The sequence below is a fragment of the Pseudomonas citronellolis genome (assembly GCF_001586155.1).
In the GTDB taxonomy this organism is placed as follows: Bacteria; Pseudomonadota; Gammaproteobacteria; order Pseudomonadales; family Pseudomonadaceae; genus Pseudomonas; species Pseudomonas citronellolis.
Map to the genome: position 1 here is coordinate 2,295,746 of NZ_CP014158.1, position 21,985 is coordinate 2,317,730.

Here is a 21,985-nt window from a genome sequence, read left to right on the forward strand (position 1 = left end):
GCTCTCCGCGAGGCACAGCACTCCCCCACACCTGTAGGAGCGGGCCCTGCCCGCGATTCGCGCGCAGGGCGCGCTCCTACAATGGGAATGACATTGGAGCTCGGGCTTTCCCCTCACCCCAGCCCTCTCCCTGAAGGGAAAGGGCTCTTCAGGCCACAAACCGCAGGCCGCGCTCAACCCCCGCCCACGTCGAGAGTGTCGGCAGGTCAGCACCTTTCGCGCAGCGGGCCTACTGGAGCCGGGGACTACTCCAGGATCGCCCCGACCAGCGAAAGCACGTAGTTGGTGACGGAATCGGGAGCCTTTTCCTTGAATGCGGCTCGGCGCGCCCTCCAGTCCAGCGTCCGCACCTGGTGGCTGTGGACATTGCCCTGGGTGTCGGTGCCTTCGCCCATCAGGGTGACAAGGAAGCCCTGGTTGCGCGCCACATTGGATGCGCCTTGCGAGATGGGGCAGACCAGGGCCAGGCCTATTTCATTAAATTCGCGTTTCGACAGGACCAGGCAAAAGTGGTCGCCGATCATTTCACGGCCCGTCGAGGGATCGAACTGCAAGTGCCAGATCTCACCGCGGTCGGGAACGCTCGGCGGACGCCTCACCATTGTTCCGCGCCTACGGCCGGCATGCTGTCCCAGTCCGGGGCGAGCGAGTCTTTGGGCGTTTCGGCGATCAGCTGGGCCAGGCTCGGGCGCGTTATCGGCTTGATCACCAGGGCCCCCTCAACGATGTTGCACTCAACCTGACTGCCGGCGTGCAGTTTGTTCTGGGCGACGAAGGCCGAGGGAACCGAAATGATCAGGGACCCCCCGGATTTGCGCAGGGCAAGCGTGGTCATGGACATGCCTCCTGTTGGGGTTTTACAGAAGTATAACTCGTCGAGTTTTATTTTTATAAAACCACTCGTCTCGAAGCCTGTCTGTTCAGGGGCGGCATCTTTCCGGGATGGATCGAACGCTCCGCTCCACCCCTCCTACAAAACCCCCGCCCACGCCGACAGCACCAGAAGCACCGCCAACCCCCGATTCAACCGCTGCAGCGCCCGCGGCGAGCGCAACAACCGCGCACTGCCGGCGCCGAGCCCGGCCCAGGCGCTCAGGCAAGGCACGCCAACCATGAAGAACAACAGCGACATCAACTGGATGCGCAACAGGCGGTCGTCGCCCTGGCCGGCATAGACGCCGATCACCGCCAGGGCCACCGTCCAGTTCTTCGGGTTCACCAACTGCAACAGCGCCGCATCCAGCAGGCCGACACGCCGTGCCGGCACGGCGCTTTCCAGGCCAGGCGGCGGGCTGCTCCAGATCTGCCAGGCCAGCCAGGTCAGCCACAGCACCCCGGCGGCGGCCATGATGCCCTGCACCTGCGGCCGCCCGGCGAGCAGCTCGCCCAGGCCGCTGCCCACCGCCAGCACCACCAGCGCCGCGCCGCCGCAGCCGCCGAAGACGATGGGCAGCGCCGCGCTCCAGCCGTGGCGGGCGCTGTTGCTGAAGATCAGCAGGTTGGTCGGCCCGGGGGTGATGGCGGCGACGAAAGCGAACAGCAGGAAGGGCAGCCATTGCTGCAGGGCCTGGATCATGGCGGGGGCTCCGTGGGACGTGGAGCCGCTATCCTCGCCGCGGCCCGGCCGTCAGTCTGGAAGCTTTGAGCAGCGCTGCCGGTAGTACGCCGGGGTAACGCCATAGGCGCGGCGGAACCAGCGCCCCAGATGGCTCTGGTCGGCGAAACCGAGGTCGGCCGCAACCTGTGCCGGAGCCAGGCCGCGGCCCAGCAACTGGCGTGCGCGGGCCAGGCGCAGCTGGATCAGGTAGGCGTGCGGCGGCAGGCCGAAGGCCTCCTTGAACGCGCGGCTGAGGCGGAAGCGGTCGCAGCCGGCGGCGCGGGCCAGGTCGTCGAGGTCGATGTCCTGCATCAGGTTGGCGTGCAGGTAGTCCCGGGCGCGCAGGGCCACCAGCGGCAGGCGCGGGTGGTCGTCGATGCGCTTGCGCCAGTGCAGGCGCTGGGTGAGGCCGCCGAGCAATTCGTCGAGGGCTGCCTGGCGCACGATGCGCAGGTCCTGGCCGTGCACGGCCTGGAAGGCGGCATCGATGGCGGCGGCCATGCGCGCGTCGTCGAACAGCACCTGGGGCACGCTCAACTGGCAATCGGCCGGGGCCTCCTCGAACAGCGCGCCCACCTCGCGCTCCAGCCACTGCGGGTCGAGATAGAGCATGCGATAGGTGAAACCGCCGGCAGTGGGCGCATCGCCATCGTGGATCTCCCCGGGTTCGAGGAAGAACACCTTGCCCGGCGTGCTGACGTTGCGCGCCTGGCGGCAGCGGAACTGCTGCACACCGGTTTCGGTGAAGCCGATCAGGTAGGCGTCGTGCCAGTGCGGATCGTAGGCATGCCCCTTGAAATGGGCGCGCAGCGTCTCGATGCCGGTGTCGGCATCCTGCGCCAGGTCGATCCAGTTGTCGCTGTGCATGCCGCGCCTCCGCCGCGCCCGCGAGTCGTTCAGGATACCGCGCGCCCGGGCGGCGTCTGGAAGATTTGTGCAGCCGGCCGTCAGGGCCAGGTGCCCTCCGGATTCCAGGTCGAGACCATCAACCGCACCTGCCCCTTGATGGCGGCGGCGTCGGGGTTGCCGTGGACATCGCTGTCGATCGGCAGCAACACCTGGATGCCACTGCCGTCCAGCTCCTTGGCCTGCAGCGGGATGGTCGCGGTGTTCATCCCGGTGTTCTGCCAGGCGTAGCGGATGGTCCACTGGTCACTGCCGTCGGTGGGGCGCTCCAGCTGGATGATCACGGTGTCGCGGTACAGGTAGCTGCCTTCGTAGTGGCTGTTGGGCCAGAAGCGCTTGTCGATCTCGTAGTCCGGCACCCGCACGCCGAGGGTGAGGCTGTAGGCCAGGCCGGGCAGTTCGGGGTCGACCTTGCCGAACTCGGCGAGGAACACGCTGGACAGGTACAACTGCGTGCCCGGCTTCCACTGCGCCTGGGTTAGGCAGGCCGCGGAGTCCTCCTCCGCCGTACGCCGCGACAGGTACCAGGGCTTGCTGCGCGGCGAGGCCAGCAGCTCGATCTGGTAGAGCGCGTTGACCGGGTCGCCCTTGGCGGCGTCGAGCACCTCCTTGGGCAGGCGCAGCTCGTCGATGTCCAGCCAGATGTCGACGCGCACGTTGCCGAACAGGAAGCGCACCAGGTTCTGGAAACTCTCCTCGCTGTTGACGATGCCGAAGAAGCCGGAATGCGCGCGGTAGGCGAATGCCTTGGCGCATTCCTCGCCGAGCGTGCCGTCGGCGTTCAGGCCGTGCAGCGTGGCGTTCTCGATGCGCACCAGGCCGTCGCTGCCGTGGCCGACGAAGGTGCGCGACAGGCCCGCGGCCACCTCGTAGTCGCTGCGGTTGGTGCCCACCATGCAGAACACGCGGCTGGAGGGCAGGGCGCTTTCGGGCAGCAGGTCGACCTTGTCGTAGCCCTTCGGCAGCTTGGGCAGGCGCAGGTAGTCGCGCATGCGCTTGTCACGGTTGAAGTTGTCGATGTCGAACGGTAGCGAAAAGGCCGGGACATTGAGGCCTGCGACGTCGATGCCGTTGTGCGGCGTGGCGTAGGTGAAGAACTTGTCCACCGCCGCGCGTGCCTCCGGCGAGCCGCAGGCCGGGTTCTGCAGGAAGGTGCGGCACACCAGGCCGCCCATGGAGTGCGCCACCAGGTGGCAGCGGAAGTCTTCCTTCTTCGCCAGCTCGTTGGCCGGGTTGGCGAAGGCCAGGTCGCGCAGGTGCAGGATCAGGTCGTTCAGGCCCTGGGCGAACTGCTCCATGCTCGGCGTCTTGCCGACGCCCAGCAGCGTGGAGGCCGGGTCGTAGTAGCGGTAGATGACGATGGAGCGGGCGGCCAGCTTGTTGTTCTTCTGCGTCAGCCAGTTGGGGTCGAGGACGTCATAGCCGTCCTCGTACACGTCGCCGTAGCCGAACTGGCTGGCCAGGCGGATCACCGGCGATTCGAAGACGAACTTGCGCGGCGGCGCGCCCGCGGTGGCCACCGCGCGCATCACCGTGGAGCCCAGGTTGAAGCCGCAGAAGGGGTCGGCGGTGGTCTCGTCGATTTCGCCGCGGCTCATGGCGTAGCCGCGCACGTAGATGATCGGGTAGAAGGGTGCCTTCATCGGTTGCTGTTCCATGCTCGGTCTCCTGCTCAGGGCCACTGGATCTTCAGTGCGCGCGCGGTGGCCGGGCCGACGACGCCATCGGCGACCAGGCGGTGGGTGGTCTGGAAGGCGGCCACGGCCGCGGTGGTGTGCGGGCCGTAGGCGCCATCGATCTTGCCGGGGTCGAAGCCGGCCGCCTTCAGCGCCTGCTGGATTTCCGTCACCTTCGGCCCTTTCACGTTCGGCTGCTCCAGGCGGATGACCGAGGGCGGCGGCTTGAGCCTGGGCGTGCCCGGGTTGCTGCTGTAGCTCACACCGGGCAGGCGGCAGTAATAGTCCCAGACGCGCCCGGTGACATTGCCGGCGCGCACGCCCAGGCCGGTGCCGGCGGCCTCCATGGTCTTGCCGGCGCCGTCGGTGATGGCGACGTGGCCCATGTGCCCAGGCAGCGGCGGCTTGCGCACCAGCACCACGCCGGCGGTGAGCATGGCGTCGGCCTCGTTGGTGGGGATGAGGGTGCCGTTGCTGGCGTCATGCACCCAGGCGCCGGAATAGGCCTCGGTGGTCGCCGGGTTGCCCTGGTTGTTCACGCAGCCGTAGAGCTTCTTCAGCTTCTGGTAGGCCACCCAGGACACGAATTCCGCGCAATCCCAGGGGCCGTTCCAGTTGGGGTTGTCCTTGGGGACCAGCACGTTGGCGTACTTCTGGTTCTTTTTCGTGGCGGCGAGCGTGTACAGATCCAGTCCGGTGACCATGGTGCGTTCCTCGGTAATGGGGCAGGGCTCAGGCGAGTTCCACCGTCTGCGGGGTGGCGCCTTCGCCGTTGGGGGCGTCGAGCGGGAGGATGCGCAACTCCAGGTCGATGAAGTCGTTGCCCTGCCGGTAGCTGCGGTTGATGTGGTAGGGGTTGGGCTGGTCGCGCAGGAAGGCGCCCTCGGTGCGGAACAGCTCGTCGTCGCCATCGCTGGCCAGGCGCCCGGCGGTGAAGGCGGTCAGTTCCTTGAGCAAGGCGACCACGGCGGCGGAGCCAGGGTTGGCCAGCATCACCGCCTTGAGTCCCAGGTCGGCGGCTTTGCTGCCGACCACGTCGCGGATGCGCTCGCCCGCCTCGCGCAGGTCGCGGTCGGATTCCATCATCAGCAACGACAGCGCGACGTACTCGCCGGGGTTGGCCGGGCCATACAGCAGATGGCCGTCGCCGAGCATGCTCACCGTCGAGCCCTGGCGAACTTTCGGGAAGGGCATGTAATTGAAAGTAAGGGCACCCTGCTGGATATTCGAAGTATCGATGGCGAGGGAAACTATATAGGGCTCGCTATAACGGTCGAATAACAGGTCGGCGCGTTTCAATAAAGTGAATTGGCCGAGGGTGATTGCAATACGGGAATTGAAGCGATCGAAGGCCATCTTCGTACTTCCCTGTGGATGGTGGAGGGTGCCAGGACTGCGGCGTTCAAGCTGAAGCTAGCTGTCGTTCGCCTACCTGTCCAAGGCGCCCGCAGAGTATTTTTCGATAATCTTGGAATGAAATCATGTAGGAAATTCTTATTTGATTTTGTTATTGGAATTGTAAATTCCAGGTGACAGTTTCCGTGGTCTTTTGAACCTCTGCCGAATATAAGGCGCCAGGAATTTACATACATTGTCGATAATAAAAAGCGACCACTGGACAACGCGTCGCCGGTCGGTTGGAGTGCAGCCCCCGGCAGGCTGTGCTACCACTTGCCGCTGGCACACCCACAGCAAACAGGCGGTCCGCCATGGCGCTCGTGCTCTACGGTCACCCGTTTTCCTCGTACACCCAGAAGGTGCTGATGGCGCTGTACGAGAACCAGACGCCCTTCGAATTCCGCTGCATCGGCCCCGATACGCCGCAGCACGCGGCGCAGTGGTTGCGGCTATGGCCGCTGGGCAAGTTCCCGCTCTTGCTGGACGGCGAGCGCAGCCTCGCCGAGAGCAGCATCATCATCGAATACCTGCAGCTCACCCACGGCGGCCCCGTGCGCTGGCTGCCGGACGACCCGCTGGCGGCGCTGGACGTGCGCTTTCTCGACCGCTTCTTCGACCTGCACGTGATGACGCCGGTGCAACACGCCGTGGGCGGCGCGCTGACGGGCGATGCGACCAAGCGCCAGGAAGCCCTGGCCGACGCGGTGGAAAAGCTCGAACGCGCCTACGCCTGGCTGGAAGGCCAACTGCCGGGCCGCACCTGGGCCGCGGGCGAAGCCTTCACCCTGGCCGACTGCGCGGCCGCGCCCTCGCTGTTCTACGCCGACTGGACGCACCCCATCGGCGAAACCTACCCGACCCTGCGCGCCTACCGCGCCCGCCTGCTGGCACGCCCCTCGTTCGCCAGGGCGGTGGACGAGGCCCGGCCCTACCGCCCGCTGTTCCCGCTGGGCGCGCCCGACCGCGACTGAACCCGCACGAAAAAGGCCGGCCCCGTTGGCACGGGCGCCGGCCTGGTCAGGCAGTGGAGCGGGGTTACGCGTTGACGGGGGCCAGTGCGCGCTTGCGCGCCAGCTCGTACAACTGCCGGGCCTCGCCCACCAGCGGCACCAGGGCGGAGGCGACCCGCGCTGTTTCATGGACCAGCACATCGTGGCCTTCGTGCACCTCCAGCACCCGCAGCAGGTCCTCCAGCGCGTTCAGCCGGCGCTCGGCCACGTCGTAGAGATGCTCCGCAGGGGCGGAAAGGTCGACATACAGCACGCCATCGAAGGCCTGGGATTGCAGCGGTACCAGCTTGCGATCAGGCATGACGCACCTCCGGGATGGAGGCGAAGGGGAGGGAGGACAGCAAGGCACGTACAACGAACAGTGGGTGTTTAGGCATTTCCGTTGCTCCTGTTTCGGAGGAAGGAGCCGCCCGCCCGGAAAGGGCGGCGGACCGTGCGGGGTCGCAGTACCGGTTAACCAACGTAAAGACCGGCCAGGCCGAAGCCTGCCCCGCACGGCTCGCCATGGCTGCACATAACAGCAGGCAAGAAAAAGCGCCTGTGCAAGGTGCGTCGGCGCTTCGTGCACGTTGGTTATCGCCGGACTGCGATCCGGACCACGGGATTGACCGTGGCAGGAACGGAATCTATCGACGGGGTTTGTAGGCTCACAAGGGCGAATGTGGGTGGGAGATTTCGGATGGGGCAGGGGCCGATTTCGCTGAGGTCAGCCCTGGCCCTGCTGCTTGTTGAGCATCGACTGGATGTGCAGCACCGAGTCCTGGGTGCGCTTGGCCAGGTTGCGCACCTCGTCGGCCACCACGGCGAAGCCGCGGCCCTGCTCACCCGCCCGCGCCGCCTCGATGGCCGCGTTCAAGGCCAGCAGGTTGGTCTGCTCGGCAATGCCCTTGATCACGCCCGCCATCTGCGAAATCTCGGCGTAGGTGTTCTGGATGCTCACCTGCTCCCGCTCGCGCAGGGCCTGCGCGGCCTTCTCATCGGTGATTTCCCGGGTAGCGCCGGTCACCCGCAACAGCACGCCATTGGCATCGCGCAGGCAACGCCCGCGCTCGCGGAACCATAGGTCGCCGCGGGTCTTGTGGCGCATGCGGTACTCGACGACATAAATGCGCTGCCCGGTGGGGTCGGCCATCATCTCGCCGAAAGCCTGCATCACCCGCTGCTGGTCCTCGGGTTGGGTGATGGCGAAATAGCTGTCCCAGCCATCGGGAAACTCCTGGCGGTTGTAGCCGATCAACGAACGGAACTGATCCGACCAGCGAATCACGTTGTCGGGATGATCGGGGTTGCCATCGACCACGCTGAGGTCCCAGCAACCCTCGGTCAGCGTCTGCTTGGTCAACTCCCACACCTGCTGCTCCTCCAGCAGCCGCGCCCGCTCCGCTTCGACCGCGGCAGCCCACTCCTCGGCACGCTTCAGCGCCTGCTCGGCTTCGGCCTGCTGTTGCTCGCGCAAGTTGAGTGCGGCCTGTAGTTCCTGCAGCTGGGTTTCATCGACGCGGTCGTGACGTTCCGCCAGGCGTGCGAGGGTGGCGCGGTCTTCCTGCCAATGGCTCTGAACGTCCTGCAGAGCCAGCGCAAGCTCGCGATGGCGGCTCAGCGCGGCATACTCGGCCGGGCCACGCCAATTCCCCGCCAGCCACTGCCGGCACAGCTCACCCACCTCATCCGCCAGTTCCTTCGCTCCCTTTGCGAACCACATGCCTCGCCACTCCTCGCCGCTTGCGGTGATGTCAAATTAGTATGAAGTCATATCTTATATGTAAATGGGGTGGCGAGGGAGGGGGGAGGGGGTATTTTGGGGAGCGCGCGAGGGGGAGGGCTTTGTCTGGCATCACTTGGCCTTTCTGAGCGAGGTGCTGATTCTGGTTTAGGAACTGGCAAGCTTCATGATTGGCCTGTGTGTTGGCCCAGCCATCGATATCGCAGTAACTTTAATTAGCTGTTCGTGAGCGGCTGCTTCTGACTTGGACTGGTCGCTTACGGGGGGAGCAATCAGTTAGAAGCAGTCATTGTGCGTCTACAGAAAATGGGCGATTAGGTAACGCGCGAGGGAGAGTGAGAGGTTAGTGCATGCAAAAAGGAAAGCGAAATCTATTAAATTCTAGTTTATTTAAAAATCAATAAATAGTGATTGGGCGGGGCGGCATAACAGGCATCCAGCTTGAAATGGGGGGTTACTTTGTGATGGATCAAAAAATTAAAAATTGGTCTACTCGTCCAATAACATCGGTTCATTCCAGTTCTCAGTATGGATTACGCCGTTTGTTGCGCCCGCAATTTCAGCTAGTCTGCACGCGAAAAAACGGCTGACATGGTTTCCAATACCACTTGGGATCTCTTTCAAGTTGAAGCGAATATCTTTAACTATAGAGCTCCGTCTATTCGGTGGCACAAAAATATTGATTGGCAGTCGGATGTAGGCGAGCACTTCTCCATGCTCGAATATCCGATCGATCTCCAGTCCTTTGGCATTCTCATCCCGAGGAGGGTTGGCAGTGCCGTTCCAGCCTGTAACGGGAGATGAATTGAACGCGATAACTCTTTTGACTCGAATTGGATCTAATGGATTTTGCGGCAGGGCATAGGCGAACTGTTGTGCAAGCCCGCCACCGAGTGAGTGGCCAAGGGCAATAATAGTGACATTTGGTGGTAGTCTACCTTGCTTAATACGATTCCGGACCTCAGCCTCGAAGGCTTTTGCTACATAGTCCCTAGTAATACCATACTGGTCTTCATTTTTTAGCCATTTAGGGATAAACCATCTGGCGTTTGAGAGCCAATCTTCAAGTTGATCAGCTTCAGTTCCACGGAACACTATGGCTACTTCAGAGACATGGTCGTTCTCCTGACCTGTTCGGTGCTCCCAGACACTAAAGAATAGTTTCGGAGTATCTGCCTTTTCTAGTACTTTGGGAGGTGGGAAATCAGGCCAGGCATACCAGTCCGGGGTAGGAATTAGCTCTTCGGTATTCTCGCGGCAGGATTTTGAAAAGCGAACTTTTATATCTCTATTAATGGAGTTTGTATTGGCTTTGATAATTTTATCTTTATAGGTTGGCCAGTTGAGGAGGTAGGAATTTGCCGCTAGGGCTGTGTACTGCCAATAATTTTTTGCAGTATCAACAAAATCTCCTTTTTTATACTCAGTCGCCTCCGGGTTTCTAATTAATACGGTATCGTTCTTTTGAAATAAAACACTGCATCCAACTAGCGCGATACATAGCAGACTCAGCGCGGACTTCCTAGTTGTTCTCATTCTTAAATTCTCTAAAATTAATATTAATTGAGTGTCATCATGATAATATATAAGGTGTCAATCTTGCATGTTTCCAGCAGTGGGTTTTGGCTGGAAAGCTCTCGGATGATCGCGTATCTATTCAAGTTTTTAGTGATGAGCGGCGAACGTCAAATTACTCGCCGTTCATTTGATTTCAATCCATTTTTTTAGTCAGGGCGCATCCAGCTCCGACGATCAGCATCATAAATTTTAGTAATTCCACTAGTTTGGAAAATCCTAGCGCCTCAAGTTTTGGAATCCATTTTTCCAATTTTGGCTTTACATGCTCATCATATTTTTTACAAAGCTCTTTTACATCTAAGCTTTTAGGGCTGTAACTCTCTGTTACTAGATGCTTGTGAATTTCCTCAAGCTCTTTTGAATCCTCTATAATATTTCCCATTTCCGGTGCTCCGATTGTTGGCTTGATTACAACAGAATTAGCACTCACTCAGTTAGCGATGGTGCTATTTAATTGGTAGCTCTTTTTCCTGTTAAGTATTTGATGAGATTGAAAATATGTGACAGATGTCACATATTGCGTGATTGAATTATTTCGAATTTTCATTTGGGTTGGTACTGATAGTTCCTGTTAGTCTAATGATGGGGTTGCATAATATAAACGCTGTCGAATATTTCCGATGTCCATGTTTAAGTCGGCGTAAATGTAGTTGCTGTGATCTTTTAGGCTTACTCAGAAATGGGTCGATAACCAACACGGCAGGTGGTGGTTTCCGAGCTGAAGCGTGTGATGTGCAGGGAAAGGGGGCCGGGAAAAGAGGATAGACTTATTTCTACTGCTCTAAACATGTCCGGCCGGACAGAGTTGGAGTGGTGAAAATAAATATTTCCCTTTTTCCAATACATGGCTGGATCAAGGCCAATCGCTTTTTACCAAAGCTTTGACGATTCGGGCGTATTACCGGATGGAGAGATGTTCTGAAACATGTAGCCGGCTTGGAAAAAGGCAATCCTCGCTCTGGAGATGGGCTTGATGTATCCAGGCTTCCAGAGCCACCCGCGTTTACTCTGTAATCTCAAACTGCACTGGACGCTGGGTTTTCTGCTGCATCACGATCGCTCGCGAAGATACGTGTTCCCCATGGGCAACATCGCGGACACGAAGCTTGGTCAAATCGCAGGCTCGTAGCTTGCTGTCGATGGCCAGATCGAAGAGAGCCAAATCCCGGGTTTCTTCCGCGATTTGGAGCCTTACTCGAATGGCCCAGATATCTTTGAGCCGGAGCGGGGCTTTCTGCCCGACCAGTTTTCCTTTGTTCCAAGGTTGATGGTTGTATGTCGCAATGGTGTTCATGGCTTGTCCTCCATGTGGGGGAGGACAAGGATGGCCAGCCGGAGCGAGGGACGTTTACCGACCCATAGCAGCCCTTCAGGACGGGCTCCTAGCGGCCGATAGCTACCATTTCCCTTTTTCAGATATGCACTGCCACATTGGAATTGAGGGGCGAGGCCATTTAACATCCGCTCACCTAGCATTTCACTAAGGTCAGCTATATGGACATTTTAAACAACAGGGAAATCGCAATCGCACTGTGGCTGATTCTCGCCGCAACGTATATTTGCTCTGCCAAAAGGATGGGAGAGGTCCGATTAGCCTTCAAAAAACTAGCATTTGTATTTCAATTACGCCCCCTGATGATAGTTTTCTCGTTGGCAGCCGTGTACACCGCCGCTATGGTCTATCTCTTGTTAGATTGGGAGCTATGGAATATTGATCAGTTGAAAAATACGGTATTTTGGTTTTTTTCCGTGGGGTTGCTGTCGATTTACAATTTGGAAAAAATAAAAACCGACCCGCATTTTTTCAAAAACTCTGTAATCGGCAATCTGAGGCTGCTCGCCATCTTGCAGTTCGTGGTCGGGATCTACAGCTTGCCACTTCTGGCCGAATTGTTTTTAGTCCCATTTATGGTAGTGGTGGGTATGATGATCCCTATCGCAGAGTCAGATATTAAGTACCTGCAAGTCAAAAAACTTCTCAACGGAATTGTTATTTCCTTCGGGCTTTTTACGCTGGCCTACACGGCTTACATGCTCGCTACTGATTTCAAAGAGCTTGGCCAGGAAAAGATATTTTATGACTTTATTGTTCCCGCTCTGCTGACAGTAATGTATTTGCCTTTCGTGTTTGCAATGATGATATATTCGACCTATGAGACGGTTTTCGTGCGACTTCAATTCACTGTGCAAGACAGAAGGCTACGTCGTCTTGCAAAGTTGTATGCGGTAGTGCTATTTAATTTTAGGCTTGACGCTATCCAGCGTTGGGCAGATCACATCGCCAGGGTTGAGGTGGTTTCGTACAAACAACTATTAAGCACCTTTGTCCATTTGCGCAAGCTAAAAAATCTGGAAAAGATGAAGCCGGAAGTTTTCGGCTCACAAGGATGGTCACCATACCTTGCAAAGGACTTCCTTTTAAGTGAGGGAGTTTCAACGGGATATTATAATCTTATCTTTGCCGATAAATGGTGTGCATCTTCGAAAATGTACGATATCGGAGATGACCTACTTTGCGATAATTTCGCATACTACGTAGAGGGTGTCGAAGGTATTGCAAAGGTATTAAAAATCAAGCTGAACGTGAACGACAATAGCCGCGCGCGCCAAGCAAATGAGAGGCTCCTCGTATTGTCGGGAGTTTTAGTCCGAAAAAGCCTTGGGATTGATATTTCTGACTCCGCTAAGGATGCACTGCGATTTGGTGTACCGTACCGCGAGTCCCATGGTGATAAACAAATAATCGTTAAGAAGGCAAGCTGGGGAGGACATAAGCTCGGTGGATATGATCTTAAAATCGAGGTCGTCGCCACCTGATACATCGACCAAGCAATGGGCTGGCTGATTTAGTTGTTGCAGAACCCTCGCTGAAGTCTTGCACAGCTACCGTGATGACCGCCTATGGTCGGAAGCTGCCGTTCGTTCAGCGCTGTTATCGTCCCATTGCAGCCATTCGTGAGTGACGGTAAGAAAAGGGACCAAGAAAAGGGACCAGATTTATTTCTACTGCTCTAAACCTACCCGACCGGACAGAATTAGAGTGGCAAAAATAAATCTGTTCCCTTTCTTTTAGGGCAAGGTATCGAGGCGCAATCGCGTCGAATGGGTACACGCGGAGGGGGCCAGGTAGACCCTGCACGATTTGCAGCACTCCATGGACGGTTCGCTTTAACGAAGGCGTTCGCTTGTCCGCGTGCGGTGTGCCTGCGCTGGCGGGCACGGCGCCGCCCCTCTGCAGCTGACGGCAAGGGGCCAATCGCGCCCGGAGCCTACCGTCGTGAGCTGTAGCCTCGCCTTTGCTTATCGATCGCTTTGATTGCTGCTTGCCGCAGCGGGCCGGTACGCAGCACGTTCCTGCTGTCGCGGCTGGAGGGGTTGGGCTACCAGGAGATCGCCGAGCGCCTGGGCATGAGCCTGAGCTCGGTGGAGCAATCCCTGATCCTCGCCGCCAGCAGCCGACAGGTCGAACACAGCGCCATGAATGCCGGCGCCTGGACACGTGGCCAGCCGTAGCGCATCAGCCATGCGCCGCAGCCCTAAACGGTTTCCTCGATATCCACGTGTACTGATTTGCCGGTGACGTAGAACTGGCCACCTGTCGTGTAGTGCAGGCTGCGCCATGCCGCGTCCGCCTGATCGAATTTCCATCGGCCATTTTCGAAGGCTCGCGTGTCGGACCAGGCGGCGAAAACCTCGCCGATGAAAAGGTCGTAGTTGTGCTGAATGTGTGGCTCGCGAATGAGCCGGCAGGCAAGCCAGGCAGAGCATCCCGACACAAGTGGCACTGCACATCCGTCCTGCTCGAACAATTCGACACCAGCATGCTTGAGCTTGTGCTCGTCACCGTGCCGGCTGGTCGTGCCAACGCGATAGACCAGCTCAACCTGTGCAGCCGTCGGGATCTGGATGGAGAAGACGCCGCTTTGCTCGATCAGGGAGCGGGTAAAAGCCCCCTTCGCCAAGACCACCGTGAGTTTGCCGGGGTCATAGTCCAACGCTGTTGCCCAGGATGCAGACATCACGTTGCTGACGCCGGCATGACGTCCGCCAACCAGGACGGTAGGGCCATGGTTGAGCGTGCGGTACGCCTTGGCCAATTCAATGGGGGCAATGTAGCGATTCATGCGCGGGTCCTCTGTTGTTCTATCTCTCAGGCAGCGTCAGCTCAGCGTCAGTGGCGGCGCAGGCACGCATCGTGTCAGGGTGGCAATTATCATGTATGACTCATGCATATGAGTCAATCAGTAAAAAACGAACGAAAATTGGCTGAGGGAGATCACCGACGGCAGTCGATAGTGTCGGGAAACGCCGGCAAGGCTGTTCGGCAGGGTGGCGATGCCCGTCGAGATGGATTCGGGGGGCTGACGATTTGCAAGTTAGCGTTGGCGCAGACTTTCAGGAAGGCACGAGGCTGCTTCGATCCTGGGGCACAGGCTGCCGCAACTTGACTCGTCGCACAGTGCGCAGACCTGATAAGAGTCCAGTTCGTTTCTGACATTGCCCGCAATGACCTCCCGCGAGAGCCCGGCCAGTGTGGAAAGCTGATCGGAGGACAGCACGGAAAGGAAACTGCCGGCCGTGTCCTGACGCACCTGCAGAATGGCTGCGGCCACATCCCGGCCTTTGGCCGTGATCCTCAGCCCCACTTGCTTCTTCTGGTCCTTGGGAAGCCTTTCGACCAATGCGTCGGCTTCCAGGCGATCCACCAAGCGAACGGCGGCTGAATGCGTCAGTTCCAGGACGTTGGCCAGCCAGCCGATGTTGAAGGTCTGGCAGTTCTGGATGGAGACCAGTGCAGCCAACTCGGAGAGCGGCCGATTGAAGCGCCCCCGCAGCGCCGAAGAGATCAACTGATCGAGGCGCCAGGCGAAAGCGGATATTTGATTCAGCGAGTCGAGAGGACTGCTCATGGCCGGTACTGGGGTGTGGGAGTCATGGGGCGGATCATAGCAGGTAGCGATGCCCACCATTGGCCGTAGGCTTTTGCCATGGCGCAACGTCCGCTGGCTGAAGGAGCGGCAGCCCGGACAATCGGGCCCCTTGAACCGGTTTCGAATTCGTCAGGCCCAGTCAGGTTCCGGCGTGGGCGAGCCCATTGAACGGCTTTGCGCCGTCCAGGAACGGTCCTCGCCGCATGGCAATGTCAGGTGCAGGCGAGCACAAGCCGCCCCCCTCAAAAAGAGCGTACCGCCGGACTGGCCAATTTCTGCAGGTAGGTGAGGTCGCACAGCCGCCATTGCCGGAGGCGGCCCTGGATGCGCCCTGCCTGTTGCCAGTCGGAGAGCAGACGGCTGAGGGATTCCGGGCGAATGCCCAGGTGGGTGGCGAGTTGGCGCTGGCTGATCGGCAGCATCAGGCTTTCGCCCTGGCGACGGTGCAGGCCCAGCAGGTAGGCGGCCAGGCGCTGGGAGGCGGAGCTGGCGGTCAGCCAGTCGACCTCGTTGACCTGGCGATAGAGACGCAGGCTGAGGCTTGCCAGCATGCGCATGGCCAATGGCGGATGGCCCTCGCAGGCCTTGTGCAGCGCGTTGCGGCTCAGGCGGAAGAATTCGCCGCTACCCTGGCAGCGGGCGTTCATCGGGTAGCGGCCGTGGGGCATGAACATGGCCGCCTCGGCGATCAGCTGACCTTCGCGGAACAGCTGGAAGACATGCTCTTCGCCGTCGCAGGTGAAGCGCAGCATTTCCACGCAGCCACGCCGCACCAGCAGGAAGTGCTCGGCCGGGTCGCCTTCGCGGAACAGCAGTTTGCCGCCCTCGGCGCGCAGCAGACTGGCCGAGTCGCACAGGCTGGCCATGAGGCCCTGCGGCAGGTCGGCGAAGAGGGGGATGGCGCCCAGCAATCGCAGGCATTCGCTGCGGTCTGGCGCGAACTTAACATTTGTCATTCGTGGCGTGCGGGCGGGCTGCAATGATCTGCGAATGAAGATAAGTCTTATTCGCAAGTCAATCAATCGAAGGCTCCCCCGCCTGCTCCTTTCTTTCGTTCTGGCGGCAGGCGCGTGCCTGCAGGCGCCTGCCGGTACGGCCAGGGAAGCGGTGCTGCGGCTGGGCGGCCCCGGCGCGGTGGTGAGCTTCCCGTTGCTGCACATGGTGGAGAGCGGCGCTCTGCAACAGTACGCCGAGCGCGTCGAATTCCGCCTCTGGCAGAACCCCGACCAGTTGCGCGTGCTGCTGGCCAAGAACGAACTCGACTACAGCGCCGCCCCGGTGAACCTGCCGGCGCTGATGGCCGGGCGCGGGCAGCCCGTGCGGCTGCTCAACGTCTCGGTGTGGGGAATCATCTGGCTGGTGAGCCGCGACCCCCAGGTGAAGGGCTTCGCCGACCTGGCCGGCAAGGAGGTGGTGCTGCCGTTCCAGCGCGACCTGCCGGCGATCCTGGTCGATGAACTGCTGCTCAGCCACGGCCTGAAGCCGGGCAGGGACCTGACGCTGCGCCCGGTCCGCGATGGCCAGGACGCCCAGGCGCTGTTGCTGGCAGGCCGCGCCGATCATGCCCTGCTGGTGGAGCCGGCGGTGTCCCTGCTGCTTTGGCGCAACCGCAGCCAGGGCGGGGCGCCGCTGTACCGCGTGCAAAGCCTGGAGAGCGCCTGGCGGCAGGCCTTCCCGCAGCAGGCCGAACTGCCTCAGGCAGGGCTGATGAGCAGCCCGCAGCGCGCCGAGGACGGCGAACTGGCGCGGGCGGTGGATGCCGCCTACGCCGAGTCCGCCCGTTGGTGCAGCGCGCACCCGCGGGCCTGCGCGGAGCTGGTCCATCGGCACCTGCCGCACCTGCCGGTGGAGGCGCTGGAAGCGTCCATCCGCGTCACGCGCCTGGAGAGTGTTTCCGCCAGCGCGGCGCGTGGGCCGCTGGAGGCGCTGTTCGGGCTGATCGCCAAGCGCCATCCACAGGCAATCGGGGGCGCCCTGCCGCCCGCCAGCTTCTATGGGCCTTGAGATGAGACCCATGACTTCCCGACGCTGGGCCTTGCTGGGCGGCGCGCTTCTGCTGGTGGGCTGGCAACTGCTGGCGCTGCGCCTGGGCCCGCTGCTCATGGCAACGCCATGGCAGACGCTGCAAGCCATGGTCCGCCTGCCTTTCGAGGCCGACTTTCGCCTCAACGCCGGCGCCAGTCTGCTGCGTATCGTCCTGGGCGTCGGCCTGGGCTGCCTGCTGGGCTTCTGCCTGGGGCTGTTGGCCGGGCTCGATGCCCGTGTGCGCGGTCTGCTGGAGCCGCTGCGCTGGCTGCTGATGTCGGTACCGCCGGTGGTGGTCGTGGTGCTGGCGATGCTCTGGGTCGGGCTCGGGTCGGCCATGGTGGTGCTGATCAGTGTGCTGATGCTGGCGCCGGGCATGTACGTGAACACCGTCAAGGGCATGCAGATGGTCGACCGCGGCCTGCTGGAGATGGCGCGGGTCTACCGCTTCAGCCCCTGGCAGAAGCTGCGGCGGCTCTATATCCCGTCACTCACCGCGCCGCTGGGCGCGGCGCTGTTGATCGCCACCTGCGGCGGCGTGCGCCTGGTGGTGATGGCCGAAGTGCTGGGCGCGGAAAGTGGCGCCGGTTTCGCGCTGGCCAATGCGCGCAGCACCTTCGATAGCGCCGGGCTGTATGCCTGGACGCTGCTGATCCTGTTGCTGGTCGCCGCGCTGGAGTTTCTTCTGTTGCAGCCGCTGCAGCGGCGCATGGGCCGTTGGCAGGAGGCCGCCCATGCTTGAGTGGCACGGCGTCGATCTGGCGCTGGGCGAGCGTCGAGTGTTTGCCGATGCCTCCCTGCGCCTGCTGCCTGGCGAGCGGGTCGGCATTCTCGGGCCCAGCGGCGCCGGCAAGAGCAGCCTGCTGCGCCTGGCTGCCGGCCTTCTGAAGCCCCGCCGGGGGTGGGTGGAGAATGGATTCCGCCATCCCGTGCTGGCCTTCCAGGAGCCGCGCCTGCTGCCTTGGTGCCGGGTCGCGGAGAACCTGGAAATCCCCCTGCGGGCGAGCGGCCTCGAGCGTGCGGCTGCGCGGCGGATGGCCAGCCACTGGCTGGAACGTGTCGGCCTCGCCGGGCACGAGCGCACCTGGCCGCATCAACTGTCCGGCGGCATGGCCCAGCGCGTTGCCCTGGCGCGCGCGTTCTCGATCGAGCCGGACCTGCTGCTGCTCGACGAGCCATTCAGCGCGCTGGACCCGGCCCTGCGTGAATCCCTGCTCGATCTCTGCCGCGACTGGCTCGCCAGCTCGGGCGCGGCGCTGCTCTGCGTCAGCCACCATCCGGCCGAGCTGATCGGCCTGGTGGAGCGCTTCGTGCTGGTCAACGACGGCGCGTTGCAGCCCTTCGACCTCACCGGATACGCCGCCGACCAGGCGGCGACGGTGCTGCATCAGACCCTGCTGGCCCTGGAGGCACCCGCGTCATGATCTATCCCATCCTGCTGACCCTGCACCTGTTCGCCGCGCTGATGTTCGTCGGCACGGTGTTCTTCGAGGTGCTGATCTTCGAAAGCGTGCGCAAGCACGTGCCGGCCGCGGTGATGCGCCAGGTGGAGCAGGGCATCGGCAAGCGTGCGCGGCGGCTGATGCCCTGGGTGCTGCTGGTGCTGTTCGGCGCCGGCCTGGGCATGGTCTGGACGCGCTACCTGCCGCTGCTGGCGGACCCGCTGGCATCGTCCTTCGGCACCTTGCTGAGCCTGAAGATCCTGCTCGCCCTGAGCGTGCTCGGGCACTTCTTCAGCGCCATGTTCCTGCTCCACAGCGGGCGCATGAATTCGACGTATTTCCGCCGAATCCACCTGAGCGTCTTCAGCCACATGGTCGGCATCGTGCTGCTGGCCAAGGGCATGTTCTACCTGAGCTGGTAAGCCAGATTTCGTGCAGACGGAGCTTGTCATGAGTCGTTGTCCTTCCCCCAAACGCCATTTTTCCTCGAAACTTTCACTTCCCCTGCTGGCCCTCGGCCTGCTGCCACTGGCGGTGGCGGCGGAGGACCGCCTCGAGCTGGAGCCGATGCAGATCAGCGAAAAAAGCCTCGCGCCGGTCAGCCAGTCCGCGCAGGCCGAGCGCCAGCGCCTGGCCCGCGTACCGGGCGGCACCAACCTCGCCGAGCCGCAACAGGAGACACGCCTGGCGACCCTGCGCGATGCGCTGGACTACCAGCCCGGCCTGGTGATCCAGGACTTCTTCGGCGGCACCGACCAGCCGCGCCTGAACATCCGGGGTTCGGGCATCCAGAGCAATCCGGTCAACCGCGGCGTGCTGCTGCTGCAGGACGGGCTGCCGCTCAATGAGGCCGACGGTTCCTTCATCATCGGCCTGCTGGAGCCGCGTAATGCGTCGTGGATCAGTGCCCGTCGCGGCGCCAACGCCGGCAGCCCCGGCGCCACCGCGCTGGGTGGCGAGCTGGAGTTCAACTCGCTGACCGGCGCCGACGAAGCCGGACGCGTCCGCCTGGAGGCCGGCAGCTTCGGCCGCCAGGGCCTGCAGGCTGCCGCCGGGCTGGATGAGGGGCGGTACGATGGACGGGTGAGCGTCAGCCACGACGAGTACGACGGCTATCGCCACCACTCCGCTTCCCATCGCACCCTGATGCAGAGCAACTTCGGCCTGGACCTGGGCAACGGCGTACAGAATCGCAGCTACCTGTCCTACAGCGACCTGACTTTCGAGATTCCCAACGTCATCACCAAGGCGCGCCTGAAGGACGATCCGCGCAGCGTGCTGGGCGACGGCAACACGCCGCAGGACCGCCTGCTCAACGTCTACCAGCGTGACCCGCACCGCGATACCCAGCAACTGCGGCTGGCCAACCGTACGCAGTGGAGCGGGGCGGGCTGGCAGCAGAGCTTCGGCATCTACGGGCAGAACACCCAGGACGATTTCACCGATCCGCTCAGCCACACCCTGACCGACAGCGACACGCTCGGTGCGCAATGGCTGCTCGAAGGCGAGCAGCGCCTGTTCGGCTACCGCCTGGGCGCCAGTTGGTCCTACAGCGACATGACCCGCGAGCTGTATGCCAACAACCCCCAGAACGGAAGCCGCATGCAGCGTTTCGGCAACTTCGACCTCACGGCCTCCAACCTCGATCTGCTGCTTGGCCTGGACTGGAACCTGGCGGCGGACTGGACCCTGGTGACCGAGGTGAAGTGGAGCGACGTCAGCCGCGATGCGGATTCGCGCGATGGCGCCGGCCATCTCGACCAGGGCTGGAACTTCGCCACGCCGAAGATCGGCCTGAACTGGACGCCCAGCCCGGACCTGCGCTGGTACGCCAACATCAGCCGCAGCCACGAAGCGCCGACGTTCTGGGAAATCGTTTCCGCCGAAGTCTCGCCCGCAGCCCCGGCGACGGCGCAGGCGCAGCTGGTCGACCTCGACGTGCAGCGCGCTACCACCTACGAGATCGGCGGCGCCGGTCGCATCGCCCGCACCGACTGGAGCCTGACGCTGTACCAGAGCGACGTGGAAGACGAGCTGATCTCCACCAGCGACGCCTACGGGGTGAAGGTGGGAACCTACAACTACGGCTCGCGCACCCGCCACCGCGGCGTCGAAGCAGGGCTCAACGGCTTGCTGCCGACGGCATCCAGCATCGGCGGCGACCTGGCCTACCGGGTGGCGTGGACCTTCAGCGACTTCCGCTTCCGCGGCGGCGAGTTCCAGGGCAACCGGATCGCCGGCGTGCCGCGCCAGCTCTGGTCGGCCGAGCTGCTCTACCGGCGCGGGCCGTGGAGCGTCGGGCCCAACCTGCGCTGGCTGCCCCAGGACACCCCGACCGACCACGCCAACACCCGCAACAACTATCAGGACGCTTACGCGCTCTGGGGCCTCAAGGCCGCCTACAAGGCGCGCGAGGGCCTGAGTGTGTACGTGCAGGGCGACAACCTGGCGGACAAGACCTATGCCAGCAGCTATGTGATCCGCAACCGCGCCGATGCCAGCCAGCCGACCTTTCTCAGCGGCAACGGGCGCAGCCTGACCGTGGGGGCGGAATACGCTTTCTAGAGACGGTTGCTCCCAGCCTGCTCGCCACGCCGCACCGCCAGCGCCTGCGGGTTCGCAACGTTCTTCGGCTTGCCTTCGAAGAAGGCCAGCACATTGTCGAAGGCATCGCCGAAGTACAGCTCATAGCCGTTCTTCTCCACGTACCCCAGGTGCGGGGTGCAGAGCGCGCGCGGGTGGTTCAGCAGGGGATTGTCGGGGGCGAGCAGGGGTTCCTGTTCGTAGACGTCCACGGCTGCGTAGCCGGGGCGTCCGGCGTCCAGGGCCTGGAGCAATGCGCCGGGGGCGATCAGCTCGGCGCGGCTGATGTTCACCAGCAGGGCGGTGCTTTTCATCCGCGTGAGGTCGGCGAGGGTGACGCCATGGCGCGTGCGTTCGGACAGGCGCAGGTTGAGGCTGAGGATGTCCGCTTCGGCGAAGAAGGCTTCGCGAGAGGTCGCTGCCTGATGGCCGTCGGCCGTGGCGGCCGCCCGGCTGCCTTCGCTGCCCCAGACCAGCACCGGCATGTCGAACGCCTGGGCGTAGCGCGCCAGGCGCCGGCCGATCTTGCCGTAGCCCCAGATACCCAGCGTTTGCCCGGCCAGTGCCTGGCCCACATTGACCTGCCAGTGGCCCGCCTTGAACGCTTCGATGGCCGGTACCAGTTGTCGACGCGCATCGAGGATGAGCGCCCAGGCCAGTTCGGCGGGCGCCACGGGCGAGCCGCGGCCTTCGGTCACGACGATGCCGCGTTCGGTGCAGGCGTCGAGGTCGAGATGGCCCGAGACCTTGCCCGTCTGGCTGATCAGCTTGAGTTTCGGCAGCCTGTCGAGCAGCGCGGCATCGATGCGTGTGCGTTCGCGGGTGAGCACCAGGGCGTCGGCGTCGGCGAACCGCGTCGCCAGTTCGTCCGGCGACGCCGGGCCCAGGTCGTGGATCAGGCTGACCTCGTGCCCGGCCAGGCGGGCGAAGCAGTCGAGCGTCTGGATGGCGTGTTGGTAGTCGTCGGGGATGACGATGTGCATGTGGGTTCGGTCCCTGCGGTCATGTGAGCGACCTCGGGACGATAGCCGATTTCCGGGGGGATTTCGTGGGTGACGGTTTGCAGCCCGGAGCGTGCAGCTTGCCATCAGCGCGCCTGTGCTAATGTGCGCGCAC

At 62.1% G+C, this 21,985-nt stretch carries 23 protein-coding genes and 3 pseudogenes; 9 read left to right on the plus strand and 17 right to left on the minus strand.

The features are described 5' to 3' along the window. Positions 1-245 precede the first annotated feature (245 nt). From PcP3B5_RS10445 to PcP3B5_RS10475, 7 genes are all read right to left on the minus strand, one after another. Positions 246-554, minus strand: a complete 309-nt coding sequence (locus PcP3B5_RS10445) for a type II toxin-antitoxin system PemK/MazF family toxin (protein WP_237143082.1) — start codon at positions 552-554, stop codon at positions 246-248. Between the two features lie 41 nt (positions 555-595). Beyond that, positions 596-835: an AbrB/MazE/SpoVT family DNA-binding domain-containing protein gene (locus PcP3B5_RS10450; protein ID WP_061561204.1), complete on the minus strand. Its 240-nt coding sequence runs from the start codon at positions 833-835 to the stop codon at positions 596-598. Between the two features lie 135 nt (positions 836-970). Next, on the minus strand, positions 971-1,576 hold the full coding sequence (locus tag PcP3B5_RS10455; RefSeq protein WP_061561205.1) for a LysE family translocator: 606 nt from the start codon (positions 1,574-1,576) through the stop codon (positions 971-973). 51 nt (positions 1,577-1,627) lie between these two features. Continuing rightward, positions 1,628-2,464 carry an AraC family transcriptional regulator gene (locus PcP3B5_RS10460; protein WP_058489028.1) on the minus strand — a complete coding sequence of 279 codons (837 nt, stop codon included), beginning with the start codon at positions 2,462-2,464 and terminating at the stop codon, positions 1,628-1,630. An 80-nt stretch (positions 2,465-2,544) separates the two neighbouring features. Then, complete coding sequence (locus tag PcP3B5_RS10465; RefSeq protein WP_203228545.1) at positions 2,545-4,161, minus strand: lipase family protein; 1,617 nt, start codon at positions 4,159-4,161, stop codon at positions 2,545-2,547. Between the two features lie 14 nt (positions 4,162-4,175). Then, complete coding sequence (locus tag PcP3B5_RS32115) at positions 4,176-4,883, minus strand: peptidoglycan-binding domain-containing protein (RefSeq protein ID WP_051878371.1); 708 nt, start codon at positions 4,881-4,883, stop codon at positions 4,176-4,178. Positions 4,884-4,911: 28 nt separating this feature from the next. After that, the gene (locus PcP3B5_RS10475; protein ID WP_009618994.1) at positions 4,912-5,535 is read right to left on the minus strand and encodes a hypothetical protein; all 624 of its coding nucleotides are present in this window, start codon (positions 5,533-5,535) and stop codon (positions 4,912-4,914) included. Here PcP3B5_RS10475 and PcP3B5_RS32535 point away from each other — a divergent pair. Then, positions 5,516-5,590 carry a hypothetical protein gene (locus tag PcP3B5_RS32535; protein ID WP_371263857.1) on the plus strand — a complete coding sequence of 25 codons (75 nt, stop codon included), beginning with the start codon at positions 5,516-5,518 and terminating at the stop codon, positions 5,588-5,590. The genes PcP3B5_RS10475 and PcP3B5_RS32535 overlap by 20 nt on opposite strands. Before the next feature lie 298 nt (positions 5,591-5,888). After that, positions 5,889-6,548, plus strand: coding sequence for a glutathione S-transferase family protein (locus PcP3B5_RS10480; RefSeq protein WP_061561206.1), 660 nt, complete (start codon positions 5,889-5,891; stop codon positions 6,546-6,548). A gap of 64 nt (positions 6,549-6,612) precedes the next feature. Here PcP3B5_RS10480 and PcP3B5_RS10485 read toward each other — a convergent pair whose 3' ends face one another. The 6 genes and pseudogenes from PcP3B5_RS10485 to PcP3B5_RS10495 form a co-directional block, all read right to left on the minus strand. Beyond that, positions 6,613-6,888 (minus strand): hypothetical protein, encoded by a 276-nt coding sequence (locus PcP3B5_RS10485; RefSeq protein WP_061561207.1) that lies wholly within the window; start codon positions 6,886-6,888, stop codon positions 6,613-6,615. Positions 6,889-7,305: 417 nt separating this feature from the next. Further along, positions 7,306-7,503 (minus strand): annotated as a pseudogene (locus tag PcP3B5_RS32375) (methyl-accepting chemotaxis protein); the annotation flags it as partial. 102 nt (positions 7,504-7,605) lie between these two features. Further along, positions 7,606-8,289 (minus strand): annotated as a pseudogene (locus PcP3B5_RS10490) (PAS domain-containing protein); the annotation flags it as partial. 510 nt (positions 8,290-8,799) lie between these two features. Next, complete coding sequence (locus tag PcP3B5_RS30570; RefSeq protein ID WP_082816284.1) at positions 8,800-9,846, minus strand: lipase family protein; 1,047 nt, start codon at positions 9,844-9,846, stop codon at positions 8,800-8,802. A gap of 175 nt (positions 9,847-10,021) precedes the next feature. Continuing rightward, complete coding sequence (locus PcP3B5_RS31335; protein WP_145923873.1) at positions 10,022-10,318, minus strand: hypothetical protein; 297 nt, start codon at positions 10,316-10,318, stop codon at positions 10,022-10,024. Positions 10,319-10,728: 410 nt separating this feature from the next. Further along, positions 10,729-11,182: pseudogene (locus PcP3B5_RS10495) on the minus strand (tyrosine-type recombinase/integrase); the annotation flags it as partial. Between the two features lie 200 nt (positions 11,183-11,382). On the opposite strand from PcP3B5_RS10495, the gene PcP3B5_RS10500 reads away from it, so the two are divergent. Both PcP3B5_RS10500 and PcP3B5_RS30575 read left to right on the plus strand, forming a co-directional pair. Beyond that, a complete protein-coding gene (locus PcP3B5_RS10500; protein WP_145923874.1) occupies positions 11,383-12,705 on the plus strand; it encodes a hypothetical protein in 1,323 nt (440 codons plus the stop codon). A 495-nt stretch (positions 12,706-13,200) separates the two neighbouring features. Next, positions 13,201-13,401 (plus strand): sigma factor-like helix-turn-helix DNA-binding protein, encoded by a 201-nt coding sequence (locus tag PcP3B5_RS30575; protein ID WP_420820160.1) that lies wholly within the window; start codon positions 13,201-13,203, stop codon positions 13,399-13,401. Between the two features lie 23 nt (positions 13,402-13,424). Here PcP3B5_RS30575 and PcP3B5_RS10505 read toward each other — a convergent pair whose 3' ends face one another. The 3 genes from PcP3B5_RS10505 to PcP3B5_RS10515 form a co-directional block, all read right to left on the minus strand. Continuing rightward, positions 13,425-14,012 (minus strand): flavin reductase family protein, encoded by a 588-nt coding sequence (locus PcP3B5_RS10505; RefSeq protein ID WP_061561210.1) that lies wholly within the window; start codon positions 14,010-14,012, stop codon positions 13,425-13,427. Positions 14,013-14,264: 252 nt separating this feature from the next. Continuing rightward, a complete protein-coding gene (locus PcP3B5_RS10510; protein ID WP_145923875.1) occupies positions 14,265-14,798 on the minus strand; it encodes a MarR family winged helix-turn-helix transcriptional regulator in 534 nt (177 codons plus the stop codon). A 263-nt stretch (positions 14,799-15,061) separates the two neighbouring features. Further along, complete coding sequence (locus PcP3B5_RS10515) at positions 15,062-15,775, minus strand: Crp/Fnr family transcriptional regulator (RefSeq protein WP_061561211.1); 714 nt, start codon at positions 15,773-15,775, stop codon at positions 15,062-15,064. Positions 15,776-15,926: 151 nt separating this feature from the next. Between PcP3B5_RS10515 and PcP3B5_RS10520 the strand changes: the two genes are divergently transcribed. Genes PcP3B5_RS10520 through PcP3B5_RS10540 form a run of 5 tightly spaced genes read left to right on the plus strand, consistent with a single transcriptional unit; the run spans position 15,927 to position 20,851 of the window. Beyond that, entirely contained in the window at positions 15,927-16,823 is an 897-nt protein-coding gene (locus PcP3B5_RS10520) for an ABC transporter substrate-binding protein (protein WP_082816286.1), read from the plus strand. 10 nt (positions 16,824-16,833) lie between these two features. Continuing rightward, on the plus strand, positions 16,834-17,586 hold the full coding sequence (locus tag PcP3B5_RS10525; RefSeq protein ID WP_043315096.1) for an ABC transporter permease: 753 nt from the start codon (positions 16,834-16,836) through the stop codon (positions 17,584-17,586). Further along, on the plus strand, positions 17,579-18,268 hold the full coding sequence (locus PcP3B5_RS10530) for an ABC transporter ATP-binding protein (RefSeq protein WP_061561212.1): 690 nt from the start codon (positions 17,579-17,581) through the stop codon (positions 18,266-18,268). The genes PcP3B5_RS10525 and PcP3B5_RS10530 overlap by 8 nt, the downstream gene beginning before the upstream one ends. Then, positions 18,265-18,708, plus strand: coding sequence for a CopD family copper resistance protein (locus tag PcP3B5_RS10535; protein WP_043315098.1), 444 nt, complete (start codon positions 18,265-18,267; stop codon positions 18,706-18,708). The genes PcP3B5_RS10530 and PcP3B5_RS10535 overlap by 4 nt, the downstream gene beginning before the upstream one ends. Positions 18,709-18,736: 28 nt before the next feature. Further along, positions 18,737-20,851 (plus strand): TonB-dependent receptor family protein, encoded by a 2,115-nt coding sequence (locus tag PcP3B5_RS10540; RefSeq protein WP_043315099.1) that lies wholly within the window; start codon positions 18,737-18,739, stop codon positions 20,849-20,851. Here the strand turns inward: PcP3B5_RS10540 and PcP3B5_RS10545 are convergent. Beyond that, complete coding sequence (locus tag PcP3B5_RS10545; RefSeq protein ID WP_043267040.1) at positions 20,848-21,852, minus strand: D-2-hydroxyacid dehydrogenase family protein; 1,005 nt, start codon at positions 21,850-21,852, stop codon at positions 20,848-20,850. The two genes, PcP3B5_RS10540 and PcP3B5_RS10545, sit on opposite strands and share 4 nt — an antisense overlap. Positions 21,853-21,985: the final 133 nt, after the last annotated feature.

Excerpts from the sequence above, each read along its gene's own strand:
- PcP3B5_RS10505 (WP_061561210.1), bottom strand. The coding sequence starts at position 14,012 with ATGAATCGCTACATTGCCCCCATTGAATTGGCCAAGGCGTACCGCACG.
- PcP3B5_RS10515 (WP_061561211.1), bottom strand. The coding sequence starts at position 15,775 with ATGACAAATGTTAAGTTCGCGCCAGACCGCAGCGAATGCCTGCGATTG.
- PcP3B5_RS10485 (WP_061561207.1), bottom strand. The coding sequence starts at position 6,888 with ATGCCTGATCGCAAGCTGGTACCGCTGCAATCCCAGGCCTTCGATGGC.
- PcP3B5_RS10525 (WP_043315096.1), top strand. The coding sequence starts at position 16,834 with ATGACTTCCCGACGCTGGGCCTTGCTGGGCGGCGCGCTTCTGCTGGTG.
- PcP3B5_RS10500 (WP_145923874.1), top strand. The coding sequence starts at position 11,383 with ATGGACATTTTAAACAACAGGGAAATCGCAATCGCACTGTGGCTGATT.
- PcP3B5_RS10460 (WP_058489028.1), bottom strand. The coding sequence starts at position 2,464 with ATGCACAGCGACAACTGGATCGACCTGGCGCAGGATGCCGACACCGGC.
- PcP3B5_RS10455 (WP_061561205.1), bottom strand. The coding sequence starts at position 1,576 with ATGATCCAGGCCCTGCAGCAATGGCTGCCCTTCCTGCTGTTCGCTTTC.
- PcP3B5_RS10450 (WP_061561204.1), bottom strand. The coding sequence starts at position 835 with ATGACCACGCTTGCCCTGCGCAAATCCGGGGGGTCCCTGATCATTTCG.
- PcP3B5_RS10540 (WP_043315099.1), top strand. The coding sequence starts at position 18,737 with ATGAGTCGTTGTCCTTCCCCCAAACGCCATTTTTCCTCGAAACTTTCA.
- PcP3B5_RS30570 (WP_082816284.1), bottom strand. The coding sequence starts at position 9,846 with ATGAGAACAACTAGGAAGTCCGCGCTGAGTCTGCTATGTATCGCGCTA.
- PcP3B5_RS10475 (WP_009618994.1), bottom strand. The coding sequence starts at position 5,535 with ATGGCCTTCGATCGCTTCAATTCCCGTATTGCAATCACCCTCGGCCAA.
- PcP3B5_RS32115 (WP_051878371.1), bottom strand. The coding sequence starts at position 4,883 with ATGGTCACCGGACTGGATCTGTACACGCTCGCCGCCACGAAAAAGAAC.
- PcP3B5_RS10465 (WP_203228545.1), bottom strand. The coding sequence starts at position 4,161 with ATGGAACAGCAACCGATGAAGGCACCCTTCTACCCGATCATCTACGTG.
- PcP3B5_RS10545 (WP_043267040.1), bottom strand. The coding sequence starts at position 21,852 with ATGCACATCGTCATCCCCGACGACTACCAACACGCCATCCAGACGCTC.
- PcP3B5_RS10480 (WP_061561206.1), top strand. The coding sequence starts at position 5,889 with ATGGCGCTCGTGCTCTACGGTCACCCGTTTTCCTCGTACACCCAGAAG.
- PcP3B5_RS10530 (WP_061561212.1), top strand. The coding sequence starts at position 17,579 with ATGCTTGAGTGGCACGGCGTCGATCTGGCGCTGGGCGAGCGTCGAGTG.
- PcP3B5_RS10510 (WP_145923875.1), bottom strand. The coding sequence starts at position 14,798 with ATGAGCAGTCCTCTCGACTCGCTGAATCAAATATCCGCTTTCGCCTGG.
- PcP3B5_RS10535 (WP_043315098.1), top strand. The coding sequence starts at position 18,265 with ATGATCTATCCCATCCTGCTGACCCTGCACCTGTTCGCCGCGCTGATG.